This window comes from Nonomuraea sp. NPDC003709, assembly GCF_040610775.1.
GTDB classification, from domain to species: domain Bacteria; phylum Actinomycetota; class Actinomycetes; order Streptosporangiales; family Streptosporangiaceae; genus Nonomuraea; species Nonomuraea angiospora_A.
Window position 1 is genome coordinate 67,043 of record NZ_JBEXMW010000025.1, and the last position, 14,922, is coordinate 81,964.

General features: G+C 68.6%; 15 protein-coding genes. 7 read left to right on the forward strand and 8 right to left on the reverse strand.

What is annotated here, in order from left to right; all coding sequences use genetic code 11:
• Window positions 1-71 precede the first annotated feature (71 nt).
• Window positions 72-923 carry a hypothetical protein gene (locus ABZX61_RS51120; protein WP_350733534.1) on the forward strand — a complete coding sequence of 284 codons (852 nt, stop codon included), beginning with the start codon at window positions 72-74 and terminating at the stop codon, window positions 921-923.
• Here the strand turns inward: ABZX61_RS51120 and ABZX61_RS51125 are convergent.
• Entirely contained in the window at window positions 916-2,040 is a 1,125-nt protein-coding gene (locus ABZX61_RS51125; RefSeq protein ID WP_355206673.1) for an acyltransferase, read from the reverse strand. The genes ABZX61_RS51120 and ABZX61_RS51125 overlap by 8 nt on opposite strands.
• Before the next feature lie 236 nt (window positions 2,041-2,276).
• Between ABZX61_RS51125 and ABZX61_RS51130 the strand changes: the two genes are divergently transcribed.
• The 3 genes from ABZX61_RS51130 to ABZX61_RS51140 are packed head-to-tail and all read left to right on the forward strand — an operon-like array spanning window position 2,277 to window position 5,224.
• On the forward strand, window positions 2,277-3,077 hold the full coding sequence (locus ABZX61_RS51130) for a hypothetical protein (RefSeq protein WP_355206676.1): 801 nt from the start codon (window positions 2,277-2,279) through the stop codon (window positions 3,075-3,077).
• Window positions 3,078-3,086: 9 nt separating this feature from the next.
• The gene (locus ABZX61_RS51135) at window positions 3,087-3,821 is read left to right on the forward strand and encodes a hypothetical protein (RefSeq protein ID WP_355206679.1); all 735 of its coding nucleotides are present in this window, start codon (window positions 3,087-3,089) and stop codon (window positions 3,819-3,821) included.
• Window positions 3,818-5,224, forward strand: coding sequence for an O-antigen ligase family protein (locus ABZX61_RS51140; protein ID WP_350733540.1), 1,407 nt, complete (start codon window positions 3,818-3,820; stop codon window positions 5,222-5,224). Before ABZX61_RS51135 ends, ABZX61_RS51140 begins: the two co-directional genes overlap by 4 nt.
• Here ABZX61_RS51140 and ABZX61_RS51145 read toward each other — a convergent pair.
• Window positions 5,113-5,661: a dTDP-4-dehydrorhamnose 3,5-epimerase family protein gene (locus ABZX61_RS51145; RefSeq protein WP_350733541.1), complete on the reverse strand. Its 549-nt coding sequence runs from the start codon at window positions 5,659-5,661 to the stop codon at window positions 5,113-5,115. The genes ABZX61_RS51140 and ABZX61_RS51145 overlap by 112 nt on opposite strands.
• Window positions 5,662-5,671: 10 nt before the next feature.
• The gene (locus ABZX61_RS51150; protein WP_355206683.1) at window positions 5,672-6,610 is read right to left on the reverse strand and encodes a glycosyltransferase family 2 protein; all 939 of its coding nucleotides are present in this window, start codon (window positions 6,608-6,610) and stop codon (window positions 5,672-5,674) included.
• A gap of 91 nt (window positions 6,611-6,701) precedes the next feature.
• Between ABZX61_RS51150 and ABZX61_RS51155 the strand changes: the two genes are divergently transcribed.
• From ABZX61_RS51155 to ABZX61_RS51165, 3 genes are all read left to right on the forward strand, one after another.
• Window positions 6,702-7,514, forward strand: coding sequence for a 2OG-Fe(II) oxygenase (locus tag ABZX61_RS51155; RefSeq protein WP_350733544.1), 813 nt, complete (start codon window positions 6,702-6,704; stop codon window positions 7,512-7,514).
• On the forward strand, window positions 7,514-8,431 hold the full coding sequence (locus tag ABZX61_RS51160; RefSeq protein WP_355206686.1) for a right-handed parallel beta-helix repeat-containing protein: 918 nt from the start codon (window positions 7,514-7,516) through the stop codon (window positions 8,429-8,431). The genes ABZX61_RS51155 and ABZX61_RS51160 overlap by 1 nt, the downstream gene beginning before the upstream one ends.
• Before the next feature lie 660 nt (window positions 8,432-9,091).
• Window positions 9,092-10,045 carry a hypothetical protein gene (locus ABZX61_RS51165; RefSeq protein WP_355206689.1) on the forward strand — a complete coding sequence of 318 codons (954 nt, stop codon included), beginning with the start codon at window positions 9,092-9,094 and terminating at the stop codon, window positions 10,043-10,045.
• Here the strand turns inward: ABZX61_RS51165 and ABZX61_RS51170 are convergent.
• From ABZX61_RS51170 to ABZX61_RS51190, 5 genes are all read right to left on the reverse strand, one after another.
• Window positions 10,042-10,698 (reverse strand): hypothetical protein, encoded by a 657-nt coding sequence (locus tag ABZX61_RS51170; protein ID WP_355206692.1) that lies wholly within the window; start codon window positions 10,696-10,698, stop codon window positions 10,042-10,044. The two genes, ABZX61_RS51165 and ABZX61_RS51170, sit on opposite strands and share 4 nt — an antisense overlap.
• A 44-nt stretch (window positions 10,699-10,742) precedes the next feature.
• Window positions 10,743-11,681, reverse strand: coding sequence for an NAD-dependent epimerase/dehydratase family protein (locus ABZX61_RS51175; RefSeq protein ID WP_355206695.1), 939 nt, complete (start codon window positions 11,679-11,681; stop codon window positions 10,743-10,745).
• Between the two features lie 61 nt (window positions 11,682-11,742).
• Window positions 11,743-12,789: a 2-oxoacid:ferredoxin oxidoreductase subunit beta gene (locus ABZX61_RS51180; protein ID WP_350733553.1), complete on the reverse strand. Its 1,047-nt coding sequence runs from the start codon at window positions 12,787-12,789 to the stop codon at window positions 11,743-11,745.
• Window positions 12,782-14,626, reverse strand: coding sequence for a 2-oxoacid:acceptor oxidoreductase subunit alpha (locus tag ABZX61_RS51185; RefSeq protein WP_355206698.1), 1,845 nt, complete (start codon window positions 14,624-14,626; stop codon window positions 12,782-12,784). Before ABZX61_RS51185 ends, ABZX61_RS51180 begins: the two co-directional genes overlap by 8 nt.
• 191 nt (window positions 14,627-14,817) lie before the next feature.
• Window positions 14,818-14,907 carry a putative leader peptide gene (locus ABZX61_RS51190; protein WP_350733556.1) on the reverse strand — a complete coding sequence of 30 codons (90 nt, stop codon included), beginning with the start codon at window positions 14,905-14,907 and terminating at the stop codon, window positions 14,818-14,820.
• Between the last annotated feature and the right edge of the window lie 15 nt (window positions 14,908-14,922).

The window sequence follows — 14,922 nt, forward strand, 5'->3', positions numbered from 1 at the left end:
GCGAGGGGGAAAATCTCGCTATGTCCGTTTTATTGGCAAATAGCCGAATCAACGATGATGTCCGGCGCAAAATGCTCTTCCAGGGAGACCTCTTCCTCTACTCGGCGACGCCTGCCTCGACCAAGCTGATCGAGTTCGCCCGCGAGTTGATCGAGGAGGCGTTCGAGGGCCGCGACCCCCAGACCGCCCAGTACGAGATGCCGGTCGAGGAGTTCGCGGCACTGCTCGCGGACCTCAAGCCGCGCTTCATCCACCACCCCACCAGCAAGAAGCTCCTCGTCACCCTGCTCGACGAGCTGGGCATGGCGCTGGACAAGACCTACTTCGACGTGCCGAGGCTGCGCACCTCCACCGCCGATCACTACCTCGACTCCGGCATCTCCTACGCCTACCACGCTCATCGCGACTGCTGGTACGCCGCGCCGTTCTGCCAGGTCAACTGGTGGATCCCGATCTACGAGGTGGTCCCGGAGAACGTCTTCGCGCTGCACCCGCAGTACTTCGACCGCCCCGTACGCAACGGCAGCGGCCGCTACGACTACGCGGAATGGACCGCCGTCAGCCGGCCCACGGCCGCCCAGCACATCCACAGCGACACCCGGGAGCAGCCCAAGCCGGAGGAGGCGCTCGACCTCGAAACCGAGCTCCGGCTGGTGCCGGAGCCGGGCGGCATGCTGCTCTTCTCCGGGGCGCACCTGCACTCGACCGTCACCAACACCTCCGGCAGGACCCGGTTCAGCATCGACTTCCGCACCGTCCACATCGACGACGTCCGCTCCCGCGCGGCGGCGCCCAACGTGGACGCCACCTGCCGCGGCACCACCCTGCGCGACTTCTACCGGGCCGACGACCTGACGCGCATCCCGGAGGAGCTCGCGGCGGAGTACGAGGCCGAGGCCGAGGCGCTGGCCAAGCTCACCTGACGAACCGCGCGCGTACGGCGTCGCGCAGGCCCCTCCAGCTCCGGTGCCGTTGGAAGGGCAACTCGAAGACCGAGGCGAACAACCACGCCGTCCCCACGCTCACCGGCACTGCCAGGGCGAGCGTGAGGAGAAAGGTCGGCATGCCCGGCTGCACGTGCGGGGCGACGACCAGCCGGTCGATCATGACGACGAGCGGTGAATGGATCAGGTAGAGGCTGTAGGAGAAGGAGCCCAGCCGCCGGAGCGGACGCGTGTCGAGCAGCCGTACGAGCCAGACCGGCTTGCCCGTCGCCACACCCGTCAGCAACAGCCCGGCGGCCGGGCCGACCGCCAGATCCACCCAGAAGAAGTTCGCGACCACCCAGACCGGTCCGGCGACCACGATCAGCAGGAGCACCGGGACCGCGGCGGCCGCCGCGAACCAGTGCCAGGGCAGGCGCTCCGTACGCTCCTGCGCGCGCACGACGCCGGCGCAGACCGCGCCCACGGCGAACAGCACGGCGAACTGCGGCGTCAGCCGCATCAGCAGGTCCACGGCCGGCACGAAGGGCGCCAGCGCCCCCACCGCCACGACGATCAGGGTCACCGCGCCGAGCATCACCGCCGCGCCCATCTTGCGCAGGACCAGCAGCATCAGCGGGAACACCAGGTAGAGCTGCGCCTCGACGGCGATCGACCACAGGGCCCCGTTGGGGCTGGGGGAGCCGAAGACGTCCTGTAGAAGGAGCCCGTAGATGAGGGCCGACTGCCCGGTGGGCGTCTGCTGCCCCGGCTGCGGGATGACCGTCCACGCGATCACCAGGCTGAACGCCAGCGCCGCCCAGTAGGGCGGCAGGATGCGCCAGGCGCGGCGGTTGAGGAACGTGGGGATGCCGCCGAGCTGCCAGCCGGACCGGGCGGGCGAGATCGCCAGCGAGAAGCCGGACAGGACGATGAACACCACGACCGCGAAGTGGCCGTACAGCAGCCACCCCGTCCACCAGGGCGCGTCGTTGACCGGGAACCCGGGAAAGGACAGGAGCCAGCAATGGTGCAGGACGACGAACAACGCCGCCAGCCCCCGTAAGCCGTCGAGCCCGGTCAGCCTGCGTCGCGTCGCCGGACGCTCTACCGTCATCCCCACCGAAGCCCCCGTCGCCGTAGTCGGTAGGTCTATCGCTGCGACTACGCGCGGTGTAACCGTTCTACGGAGATGTAACGTCTGGCCGCGAATGGGCGATGGTCCGCTATAGAGCAAGCATTGCTGATGCGGGGGAACGTACCAAAATGGAGTTCTGGAAGACGATCCTTGGTCTTCTCCGCCGAGTTCTCATTGGCCCGCCACTGATCTGTCTTTCGATCCTGGTGGGCGTTGTGGTGTACACGGTCATTCCGGCGCACTACACGACCGATGTCTCCCTCGTGCTGGCCACGCCGGTGAACGGGGGCACCGTCCCCTCCGACAAGACCAAGCAGGGGCTCACCAACCCGTTCCTCTCCTTCAACGACGCGCTGAAGACCGGGGCCAGCATCGTCATCCTGTCGATGAACACGCAGGACGTCTGGACGCAGCTCGGCGCGCCCAAGGACGGCCCGACGGAGATCACGATCGACGACGGGCGCTCCAACCCCAACGTCCTGGACATCAACGGGCCCTACATCTACATCAGGGTCGACAGCGAGTCTCCTCGGCAGGCCACGGCCGTGCTGATGGCGGCGCGCGAGCGCGTGGCGACCGAGTTGTTCAAATGGCAGAAGGCGCTCGGCGCTCCGCCGAACACCTTCATCACCTCCACCGACATCGTGCCGCCGTCCACGCCCGAGGCCGACCACAGCGTGAACTGGCAGGGGGCGCTCGGCGGCGCCGTGCTCTGCCTGCTCCTCGGCCTCGGCATCGCCTACGGCGTGGTGACCAGGCGCGCGCCCAAGCAGCCGGAGCCCCCGCTACCCCCGGCGGTACCCCTGGCGGCACCCTTGGCGGTCCCGGTGGCGGTCCCGGTGGTCACTCCCGTGACGGCGCCGGAGCCGGTGGCGGCGCAGGCGGACGAGCCCGTCGAGCTGGCGGAGCTCGACGAGGACAGCTCCAGCACCATGGAGTTCCCCATCTACCGGGGGGAGCCTCTCTCGCCCGTGCCCTGGCCCGGCAAGGCGACCCAGGACAACGGCGAGGGATGAGGCCCGCGCATGGACTTCTGGGCGACGGTGACCGTTCTGTTCAAGCGGTGGTACGTGACGATTCCGGCCTTCCTGCTCACGGTCGTGGGAGCCGTCGGCGTCTTCGCCGTGGCGCCCAAGACCTTCATCTCCAGCTCGGCGCTCGTCCTCACCCTGCCGGTCACCGGCGGCAGCGTGCCGGCCGACCCCAGGTTCCCCAACCCCCGCACCAACCCACTGGTCTCCTTCGACCAGGGGTTGAGCATGACCTCGTCGATCCTCATCCAGGCGCTGAACACCCCTGAGGCGGTCGCCAAGGTCGGCGCGCCGATCGGCGGCGACGTCACGCTCAAGATCACCAGCGGTGGCACCAACCCCGAGATGATGCCGGCGACCCCCTTCATCGTCATCACCTGCGAGGCGCCGAGCGCCGAGCTGGCCCACGGCATCGTCGTGAAGGTCACCGAGCTGGCCCAGCAGGAGCTGCGCGCCCGGCAGCAGCAGGTCAAGGCGCCGCCCACCACCTACGTGAGCGCCACCGTCGTGGTGCCGCCCACCCAACCCGACGAGAAGAAGGGCAGCCGGATGCGCAGCGCGGTGATCACCGGGGCGCTGGCGTTCTTCATGAGCCTGTTCGCCGCCTTCGCGGCCGAGAGCTTCGCCCGCCATCGCCGGGCGCGCCGTCGCCCGACGCCGCCCGAGCTCGGACTCTACGAGCCCGTCGCGAGCAACGGAACGCGGTCGCTGGCTGGACGCGAAGGATGACCGGGGCCAACCTGGCCCAGCGGCCGCTCCGGCGCGCCGACGGCGCCACGCTGGTCTGCTTCTTCGTCGTGGTCCTGCTGATGCTGCCGGCCCGCCTGGCGGTGGCCGGGCTTCCGCTGTCGCTCACGCCCGCCGAGATCATGGCTCTGGTGCTGGGCGTGGTGTGGGTCTGCGCCCAGATGATCAGTACGACCGGCGTGGCCAAGGGCGGCAACCCGGTCCGCACCTCGATCTTCGTGTACGGCATGCTCCTGCTGGCGATCTACGGGTACACGACCTACCTGTACCTGCCGTCCGACGAGCTCAACCTCTCCGACCACACGTTCGTGCTCTACGCGGGCTACGTGAGCCTGCTGCTGATGGTCTGCGACGGCATCGACAGCCGCGAGCGCCTCGACTTCGTGCTCAAGGCGGTCGTGATCGGCGGCACGTTCGCGGCGATCGTCGCCCTGCTGCAGTTCAGGCTCGACTTCGACCTCACCAAGTACATGCAGATCCCCGGGCTGCGCCACTCCTCCGTCGAGGAGGTGCCCACCGTGATCTCCCGATCGGACCTGCGCCGCGTCGCCGGCACGCTCGGGCACCCGATCGAGTTCGGCGCGGTGTCGGCGATGCTGCTCCCGCTGGCCGCGCATCTCGGCTTCCAGGCGCGCAGCCGCGGCGAGGCCGCGACCCGCTGGTGGATCTGCGCCGTCATCATCGCGGCCGGCCTGATGTTCTCGGTCTCCAGGACCGCCGTGCTCGGCCTGGCGGGGGCGGGGCTGATCCTCCTGCTCGGCTGGTCCAACCGGCGCCGGATCGTCACCATCGGCGCGTTCGTGGTGTTCCTGGGCTTCATGAAGGTCCTGGCGCCGGGCCTGATCGGAACGTTCTACAACCTGTTCGCCGGCGCCGGCGAGGACAGCAGCATCATCTACCGCACCCACGACTACCCGTTCGCGATGCGGGAGTTCGACAAGAGCCCGGTCTTCGGCCGCGGGCTCGGCACCTGGTACCCGTTCAAGCATCAGGTGTTCGACAACCAGTACCTGCTGTCACTGGTCGAGACCGGGGTGCTCGGCGTGCTGGGGTTCGTCGGCGTGATCGGGTGCGGGATCGTCGTGGCCCTCTGGGTCCGCCGGTTGAGCTCCGATCCGAACGTACGCAACCTGGGCCTGACCATCGCCGCCTGCCTGGTGATCCCGCTGCTGGGGGCGGCCACCTTCGACCTGCTCTCCTTCCCCGGCATCACCAGCGTGATGTTCCTGCTGGTCGGCGCGGCGGGGGCGCTGCTGCGGTTCGAGCGACGGGATCAGGCGGACAAGATGGTCCTGAGCTCCTTCCAGGAGCCCGCCGACCTGTCGCGCTCGCTGATCGCGGTGACCGGCAACGGCCAGGGCAGTGCGAGGTCGGGGTCGTCGTAGCGGACGGCCAGGTCCTCGGCGGGGTCGTGCTCCCTGTCGATGCGGTAGCAGACGTCGGCGTGCTCGGTCAGCGCCTGGTAGCCGTGCAGGATGCCCGGCGGCACGTAGAGGTGTGCGAACGACACGTCGTCGAGCCGGACGGTGATGTGGGAGCCGAACGTCGGCGACGCCGGGCGCGCGTCCACCAGGATGTCGAGCACCGCGCCGTGCGCGGCCCGTACCAGCTTGGCCTCGCCCCGGCCCGAGCGGCCGTGCATCCCCCTGATCGTGCCCAGGCGCGAGCGCGACTGGCTGTCCTGGACGAACGCGGTGTGGTCCAGCCCGTGCTCGGCGGCGATCACGGCGTCGAAGGTCCTGGTGAAGAAGCCCCGATCGTCGTGGCTGGGCGCCGGCACGAACAGCAGCACGCCTTCGAGCTCCAGGTGCTCGACTCTCATGGTTTTCCTCTCATCCAGGTAGGGTGCGCAACCGGCGGGAGGGCCGCAGGAGGGCCACGACCGACGCTCTGGCCGTGCGGCGGCCCGCGGCGGCCCGCATGGCCTCGCCGAGCAGCACCGCGAGATAGAAGCCCGCGCTCGCGATCCTGCCCCGGCGCTGCCGGAACAGCCGCACGCGGTTGACCGTGAGCAGCGCGGCCAGCATCGGGCTCGTCTTCGCCTCGCCGCCGATGTGCTCGACCACGGCGGCGGGCTCGTACCAGAGGCTCCAGCCCCCGTCCGCGGCCCGCAGCGCGTACTCGGTCTCCTCGCTGTACAGCAGGAAGGACTCGTCCCACGGGCCGACCTCGGTGAGCGCCGCGACGGAGATGAGCATGGCGGCCCCGGTGGCCCAGTCGGCAGGGCCCGGCCGCTCGTAGCGGCCCGGATCGACGATCATCTCGCCCAGCGCGCCGACGCGGCCCGCCAGGTGCCCGCCGAGCACCGCCTCGGCCAGCGCGCGGCGTACGGCCGGCGTGCGGCGGAGCGAGTGGTGGAGCACGCCCTCGGTGCTGATCAGCCGGGGGACGGCGATGCCGGTGCCCGGACGCCCGAGGGCCTCGCTCAGCACGGCCAGCGCACCGGGGCGAAGGCGGCAGTCGGGGTTCATCACGAAGATCGCGTCGAGCTCGTGGAGGTCGAGCGCCGCGATTCCGGCGTTGATCGCCGCCGCGTACCCGGCGTTCCTGCCCACTGGCAGGGGGCACATGGGCAGGCCGACGGCCTGTTCGGCGATGCGGAGCGAGTCGTCCTTGGAGGCGTTGTCCGCCACGACGACGGCGGCGAGATCCACCCCATCGGTGCCCTCGGGCAGAGAGGCCAGGCAACCGCCGAGGACCGGAGCGCTGTTGTAGGTCACGATCACGATCGCGATTCGGGGGCAGCCGGGCTTCACATGTCCCCATCGCACCCCAGCAATGGAGCGTTACAGGTAACAGATGACACGGCTGAGGCGATGACGAGGTAGGGGCCGCGGTGTCGTAGAGACGGAGACACATTTCATGCAGGATCTGCAGGCTTTCACCTTCCGCCGGGATGACCTCTTCCCGCTGGCGGACAAGTATTCCGAGCAGTTCCGTACGGCCTCGCCGTTCCGCCATGTGGTCATCGACGACTTCCTGCCGCCCGAGGTGCTGGAGCCCGTTCTCGACGAGTTCCCCGAGCCGCGGGACGCCACCTGGCAGCGGTTCGACACCGCGCGCGAGGTGAAGCTGGCGCTGGCCGACACCGAGCGCATGGGGCCGGCCACCCGGCACCTGCTGGCGGAGTTCAACAGTGGGGTGTTCGTCCAGTTCCTCGAGCGGCTGACCGGCATCACGCAGCTCGTCTCCGACCCGCACTTCGAGGGCGGCGGTCTGCACCAGATCCGGCCGGGCGGCTTCCTCAAGGTGCACGCCGACTTCAACAAGAGCCGGAAGCTCAACCTCGACCGCCGGCTCAACGGCCTGCTCTACCTCAACAAGGACTGGGAGGAGAGCTACGGCGGGCACCTGCAGCTGTGGAACAAGGACATGACCGAGTGCGAGGGCAAGATCCTCCCGCTCTTCAACCGGTTCGTGGTGTTCGCCACGACCGACGACGCCAACCACGGGCACCCGGACCCGCTGACCTGTCCGCCGGACCGGGCGCGGCGCTCGATGGCGCTGTACTACTACTCCAACGGCCGGCCCGAGGAAGAGGCCGCCGACGAGCACACCACGCTGTTCAAGCAGCGGCCCGGCGAGGCGTGGAAGAGCAACCTGCGCCAGGTCGCCAAGCGCTGGACGCCACCGGCGCTGGCCGACCTCGTCGGCGGCCGGAAGCCCAACGCCTAGTGAGGTCGTCCGCCATAGGCTGGTGTCTCGGCCTGGGCCTGGTCGTGCTGCTGAGCGGGTGCCAGAACGGCGGCGCCCAGGACAAGCCGCTCGCCACCCAGTCGCTCGCCACGACCCCGACCACGTCGGCCCCGCCGCTGAACCCGGCCGAGCGGAGCTGGCCGGGACCGGACAACACGGGTGTGCCCAGCGGCGTGCCGCTGCGCGAATCCGGATCCATCCGGGTGACCAAGAACGGCACGGTCATCGACGGCGTCGAGGTGACCGGCTACATCACGGTCGAGGCCGACGACGTGACCATCCGCAACACGCGCGTCCGCGGCACCAAGGGCTGGTGGGGGATCCTCCAGCGCGAGGGGCGCACCGGGCTGAAGGTCGAGGACAGCGAGATCTTCGGCAACGGCAAGGAACGCACCCAGTTCGGCATCCTCAACCAGGGCAAGATGATCACGGTGCGCCGGGTGGACATCCACACGATCTCCAACGGCATCCTGACCCAGCAGGGCCTGGTCGAGGACTCGTACGTGCACGACCCGAAGTACTACTCCGGCGACCACACCGACATGATCATGTCGACCGGGCCGCCCGCCGCCGGGACCGAGCTGATCATCCGGCGTAACACGGTGATCAACACGCTGGACCAGACCGGCGCGATCGCGCTGTTCCAGGACTTCGGCGTGGTCAAGAACGTGACGGTGGAGGGCAACCTGCTGGCCGGGGGTGGCTGGTCGCTGTACGCGGGCGCCGGGGCCAAAGGCACCTCGTCGAACATCAAGGTGATCGGCAACGTCTTCAGCCGCAGGGTGTGGCCGAAGGGCGGGTCTGCCGGGCCGGTTTCTTATTGGGATAAGGACGGGCCCGGAAATACGTGGCACAGTAACACCTGGGAAAACGGTGGGGCGGTAAGTCCGGGATAACGTGCTTTTTGATCATCATTGAGAAAGCTGAGCTTTCTGGGAATTGAGGGGTAAAGGAGTCCTTTTTCGGCAAAAAGCCCCTCTTAGTGCTTCCGGCATGGCTACTCTCTCCCCTTGGGGACTCGATATAGCCGTGATCGGAAGGAGTCACCTGTGTCAAGGCATCGGCGGAGTACACGAAGTAAGAGGCGGACCGGGTGGTTATCCCTGGCCGGTGTCTCCGCCGTGGCGGTGCTGGCAGGCGGATACGGCGTCATCGCCTCTGATGTGCTGAAGCCTCAGGCGGCCCTGACGGACGCGAGCGGGGGAGCACGGGCTTCGGTCTCACCGCGGGCTGCCGCCGGTCAGAAGTCCCGGCCGCGACCCACCACGGAGAGCCCGCGGCCACGGAAGACCAAGGGGCATTGGTGGTGGCCCCGGTGGCCTACCAAGAAGCCGACCTCGCGGCCGACGCGCAGGCCGACCGAGACGCCGGAGCCCGGCGATTCCGCGACTCCGACCTCGACGCCGATCAAGACGCCGACCCTGATCTCCTCACCGACGCCTCAGCCGACGAGGACCAGGACGCCTACTCCTCCTCCTGCGACGCCCACGCCGACCTCGACGCCGACCTCGACGCCGACGGTGACGTCGACCCGGACGCCGACCCCAACTCCGACGGTGACGCCGACCCCGACCCGGACCCCCACCCCGACCCGGACCCCGACTCCCACCAGGACGCCGACGCCGACGCCGACAGCGACTCCCACCAGGACGCTTCCCGGCACTCCCACGCAGACGCCCCCTAGTACTCCCACTCCCACTCCGACGAAGACGCCGACGACCGCACCGCCGCCGAGCGGTGGCTGGCCCGGGCCCGGGAACACGGGCGTCCCCGAGGGCACCGAGCTGGTCCGCAAGACCGGCTCGATCGTCATCAAGGAGGACGGCAAGGTCATCGACGGCTGGGACATCACCGGTGACATCACGGTCGAGGCCGACAACGTGACCATCCGCAACACCCGGGTGCGCGGGCAGACCGACTACTGGGGCATCCTCCAGCGCGAGGGCTTCTCGGGCCTCAAGGTCGAGGACAGCGAGATCTTCGGCAACGGCAAGCAGCGCACCCAGTTCGGCATCCTCAACCAGGGCAAGATGATCACGGTGCGCCGGGTGGACATCCACACGATCTCCAACGGCATCCTCACCGACCAGGGCCTGGTCGAGGACTCGTACGTGCACGACCCGAAGTACTACTCCGGCGACCACACCGACATGATCATGTCAACGGGCACCGCCGCCGCGGGCACCGAGCTGATCATCCGGCGCAACACCGTGATCAACACGCTCGACCAGACCGGCGCGATCGCGCTCTTCCAGGACTTCGGGGTGACCCGCAACGTCACCGTGCAGGGCAACCTGCTGGCCGGGGGCGGCTGGTCGCTCTACGCGGGCGCCGGCCGGAAGGGCCTGTCCTCGAACATCAAGGTGATCGACAACGTCTTCAGCCGCAAGGTGTGGCCGAAGGGCGGCTCCGCCGGCCCGGTGTCGTACTGGGACTCCAACGGGCCGGGCAACGTCTGGAAGGGCAACACCTGGGAGAGCGGCGGCGCGAGCGTGCTGGCCGCGGACTAGGCGCGGATCGCGATGACCGACTTCACCAGCCCGGCCAGCCGCTCGAAGCGGATCTGGGACTTGGGGAAGTAGTGCCGCATCTCGGTCACGCTGAGCAGCTCGACCTCCATGGCGATCATCCGGGCGGCGTCGCGGTCGGAGGTCGGCGTGTGGACGAGCGGCCAGCGGCGCAGGATCGTCGTCCGAGCGGCGAGCGGCAGGAACTGGAACCCCGGGAACAGGAAGTGCGGCTCGACCGGGAAATAGCGGTAGGGCGTCTGCACCCAGTGCCGGTCGGCCATCTCGTGCACGGTGTCGGCGAACCGCTGCCGACGCTGGTGCCCGCCGACGTGTTCGATGACCGCGTTGGAGAAGACGAGGTCATAGCGCGTGCCACGGATCGCGGCCGGTAGGTCGCAGGCGTCGGCGACATCGGCCCGCAGCCATCCCGGCAGGTCGGTGGGCGGCTGCTCGAGGTTGACGATGTGGACGTGGGCCGGCCTGACCGGGGCGCGCATCCAGGCCCCGGCCGTGCCGCCGAGGTCGAGCACGTTCATCTGGTCGAGGTCGGGGAACCGGTCGGCGAACCACTGCCACCTTCGCGCCCGTGCCTTGGCCCCCAGCGAGTCCGGAGCGTCCACGAAACGGCTGCGCAGGGCATTAAGACGGCTCATAAAGGCGCTCCTCCGGCCAGACAAGTACCTCTATGCTCCCAGAATTATCCCGGGCCCGGCTGAGCGGGTGATTCTTTGTGACATTCTTGCGACGCATACCAATCGACAGTTCGGCGCAACCCTTCGTCCAATTCCGTGACAGGACGCCAGCCGAGCCGGTCTGCGGCCGGTGCTATGTCGCCGACCTGCGTAATATCGTGCGGGCGATCGGGGGTGGCGCCGAATTCGGGTCGCGTGCTCGTGCCGGTGATCCGATAAATCCGCTCGACGACCTCGTGAGCCGGGGTCTTGACGCCGGTGCCGATATCCAGCGTGTGTCCGATGGCTTTGTCTGATTCGCCCGCGAGGACGAACGCGTCGACGACATCGTCGACATAGATCCAGTCGGCGAGCTTGGTGGCCTTGGTGAGCCGGGGGTGCTGGCCCCGCAGGAGACAGAGCGTCACGTACGGCACGAGCTTGGTGGTGTCGGGCTGGGCGGGCCCGTAGACCATGCTGGGGCGCAGGACGGTGACGGGCAGGTCCCAGAGCCGGTGGTAGAGCTGTGCGTAGCCGGTGGCGGCCCATTTGGACATCGCGTACGCCGACGACGGCGGCGCCTGGTCGTTGCCCGGGCGCGGCTCCTCGATGGAGCCGGTGAAGACGGTCTTGATGCCGCGTTCGTGCGCGGCGGCCAGCACGTTGACCCCGCCGATGACGTTGCTCTCCAGGGTGGCGCGCAGGACCTCGTCACCTCTCGATCCGGTGACCTCACCGGCGAGGTGGAACAGGAGCGTCGGCCGTACCGACCGGAAGAGCCGCGTCGTCGCGTCGGCGTCGCTCAGGCTCGCCACGTGCCAGGTCTCGCCATGGCGAGCCTGCTGGGGGCGGCGGCTGACGGCGTGCACCTGAGCGCCGAGCGCTCGTAAGCGCGTTACCAGATGTGAGCCGATGAATCCGGCCGCCCCTGTCACCAGCACCACGGTCTCCGGCCAATACGACATCGTGGATTGACCTCCGTGGAAGATGGAGCCGTTCGGGCCGACGGCTCCATCTAATCATCAACTAGCCGATGCGCCAGGTGTCTCCACCAAGGAGCAGGTCGCTCAGGTCGCCGGGGCCCTTCTGCGCCACGGCCTCCTCGAGCTGCTCGGCCATCAGCACGTCGTACGCCGGCCGGTCGATCTGCCGGAAGATGCCGATCGGCACGTGCTCGAACGCCGGCTCGTCCAGCCTGCTGAGCGCGAAGGCCACCGAGGGGTCGGGAGCGTGCGCGTCGTGCACGAGGATCTGGTCCTCGCTCACGCCGTCGCGCGCCACCACCTCGATGCCGCCGTTGGCCGCCCGCACGACGGCCTTGGAGGCGCTCACGATCGGCTGACCGTGCTCCAGACGCAGCGTGATGTCGTCGCGGACCTCGGGGTCCTTGAGCTGCTCGAAGGCGTTGTCGTTGAAGATGTTGCAGTTCTGGTAGATCTCCACCAGCGACGTGCCGCGGTGCGCGGTGGCCTCGCGCAGCACCGACTGCAGGTGCTTGCGGTCGGAGTCGATGGTGCGGGCCACGAACGACGCCTCGGCGCCGAGGGCCAGCGAGATCGGGTTGAACGGCTTGTCCAGCGAGCCCATCGGCGTCGACTTGGTGATCTTGCCGACCTCGGAGGTGGGCGAGTACTGGCCCTTGGTCAGCCCGTAGATCCGGTTGTTGAACAGCAGGATGTTCAGGTTGACGTTGCGGCGCAGCGCGTGGATCAGGTGGTTGCCGCCGATCGACAGCGCGTCACCGTCGCCGGTGATCACCCACACCGACAGGTCGGGCCGGGAGGCGGCCAGTCCCGTCGCGATGGCGGGCGCGCGACCGTGGATCGAGTGGAAACCGTACGTGTTGAGGTAGTACGGGAACCGCGACGAGCAGCCGATGCCCGACACGAACACGATGTTCTCGCGCTTGAGCCCCAGCTCCGGCAGGAAGCTCTGCACCGCGGCCAGGATGGCGTAGTCGCCGCAGCCGGGGCACCAGCGGACCTCCTGGTCGGACTTGAAGTCCTTCAGGGTCTGCTTGACGTCGGTCTTGGGGATGAGCGACAGGCCCTTCCCGTTAACGAGCTCAGTCACTGTCGATCACGTCCTGGATGACTCCGGCCAGCTCCTCGGCCTTGAACGGGAGCCCGCGCACACGGTTGTAGCTGATCACGTCGACGAGGTAGCGGGCCCGCAGCAGCAGCGCGAGCTGGCCGAGGTTGATCTCGGGCAGCAGCACCTTGTCGTAGCTCTTGAGCACCTCGCCGGTGTTGGCCGGCAGCGGGTTGAGGTGGCGCAGGTGGGCCTGGGCGACCTTGCCGCCGTTCCTCCTGATCCGGCGGACGGCCGCGGCGATCGGCCCGTACGTCGAGCCCCAGCCGATGACCAGCACCTTCGCGTCGCCGTCGGGGTCGTCGACCGCCAGCTCCGGCACGTCGATGCCGGCGATCTTCGCGGCGCGCGTGCGGACCATCAGGTCGTGGTTGTTCGGGTCGTACGAGATGTTGCCGGTGCCGTCGGCCTTCTCGATGCCGCCGATGCGGTGCTCGAGGCCGGCCGTGCCGGGGATGGCCCACGGGCGGGCCAGCGTCTCGGTGTCACGCTTGTACGGCAGGAACTCGCCGTCGGCGCCGTTGGGGGCCTCGGTGAAGGGCTGCGAAATGTCCGGCAAGTCGGAAACTTCGGGCAGGCGCCAGGGCTCCGAGCCGTTGGCCAGGTAGCCGTCCGAGAGCAGCATGACCGGGGTGCGGTACTTGACCGCGATCCTGGTGGCCTCGATCGCGGCGTCGAAGCAGTCGCTCGGCGACATCGGCGCCACGATCGGCACCGGGGACTCGCCGTTGCGGCCGAACATGGCCATGAGCAGGTCGGTCTGCTCGGTCTTGGTCGGCATGCCGGTGCTCGGCCCCGCGCGCTGCACGTCCACGATGATCAGCGGCAGTTCCGTGGTGACCGCCAGGCCGACGGTCTCGGCCTTCAGCGCCACACCCGGGCCGGACGTGGTGGTCACGCCGAGCGCCCCGCCGAACGCGGCCCCGAGCGCCGCGCCGACGCCCGCGATCTCGTCCTCCGCCTGGAAGGTGCGGATGCCGAACCGCTTGTGCTTGCTCAGCTCGTGCAGGATGTCGCTGGCCGGGGTGATCGGGTAGGAGCCCAGGAACAGCGGGAGCTTGGACTGCACGCTGGCGGCGATCAGGCCGTACGCGAGGGCCTGGTTGCCGGAGATGTTGCGATAGACGCCGGGGGCGAGCTGGGCGGGCTTGACCTCGTACGAGACGGAGAAGGACTCGGTGGTCTCGCCGTAGTTCCAGCCCGCCTGGAAGGCGGCGATGTTGGCCTTGGCGATGTCCGGCTTCTTCGCGAACTTCTGCTCGAGGAACTTGATGGTGTGCTCGGTCGGCCGGTGGTAGAGCCAGCTGAGCAGGCCAAGCGCGAACATGTTCTTCGACCGCTCGGCGTCCTTCTTGGACAGCTCGAAGCCTTCGAGGGCCTTGACGGTGAGCGAGGTCAGCGGCACCGCGTGCACGCGCCACTCGCTGAGCGAGTCGTCCTCCAGCGGGTTGGCGTCGTAGCCGACCTTCTGCAGGTTGCGCTTGGTGAACTCGTCAATGTTGGCGATGATGTCCGCGCCTCTGGGCAGGTCGCCCAGGTTGGCCTTGAGAGCGGCCGGGTTCATGGCCACGAGCACGTTCGGCGCGTCGCCGGGCGTGAGAATGTCGTGGTCGGCGAAGTGGAGCTGGAAGCTCGACACACCCGGCAAGGTGCCTGCGGGTGCACGGATCTCAGCGGGGAAGTTGGGGAGCGTCGACAGGTCATTGCCGAACTCCGCCGTGCCCGCGGTGAAGCGGTCGCCGGTGAGCTGCATGCCGTCGCCGGAGTCTCCGGCGAATCTGATGATCACGCGGTCGAGTTGCTGGACCTGCTTGTTCACAGCGCCTCCCTCGTCAGTGCTGTGAACGAAACTCGACTGTGCTCATTGGTGCCCTCGCTGCGCTGGGTCACGGCTCAGTCCTCCTCGACGCCCGAGGCGCGGTTGCCCGGGGCGCGTTCTCTGTATCCATGCTAGATCCTCGGAAGGTCACGCGTTTGCATCCCGCGCATAGCGGGTAAACGCGGTCGAAGTCAGGGTGAGGTGGGAGAACGACGACACAGCCCGGACGCGAGCCTGCAGAGGTCCACATGCAGGCGGGCGTACAGAACGGTTCGGGTCACGAGCGCCAACTATAC

Coding starts and splice junctions, on each gene's coding strand:
- ABZX61_RS51155 (WP_350733544.1), top strand. CDS start 6,702: ATGCAGGATCTGCAGGCTTTCACCTTCCGCCGGGATGACCTCTTCCCG.
- ABZX61_RS51170 (WP_355206692.1), bottom strand. CDS start 10,698: ATGAGCCGTCTTAATGCCCTGCGCAGCCGTTTCGTGGACGCTCCGGAC.
- ABZX61_RS51135 (WP_355206679.1), top strand. CDS start 3,087: ATGGACTTCTGGGCGACGGTGACCGTTCTGTTCAAGCGGTGGTACGTG.
- ABZX61_RS51125 (WP_355206673.1), bottom strand. CDS start 2,040: ATGACGGTAGAGCGTCCGGCGACGCGACGCAGGCTGACCGGGCTCGAC.
- ABZX61_RS51140 (WP_350733540.1), top strand. CDS start 3,818: ATGACCGGGGCCAACCTGGCCCAGCGGCCGCTCCGGCGCGCCGACGGC.
- ABZX61_RS51120 (WP_350733534.1), top strand. CDS start 72: ATGCTCTTCCAGGGAGACCTCTTCCTCTACTCGGCGACGCCTGCCTCG.
- ABZX61_RS51175 (WP_355206695.1), bottom strand. CDS start 11,681: ATGTCGTATTGGCCGGAGACCGTGGTGCTGGTGACAGGGGCGGCCGGA.
- ABZX61_RS51145 (WP_350733541.1), bottom strand. CDS start 5,661: ATGAGAGTCGAGCACCTGGAGCTCGAAGGCGTGCTGCTGTTCGTGCCG.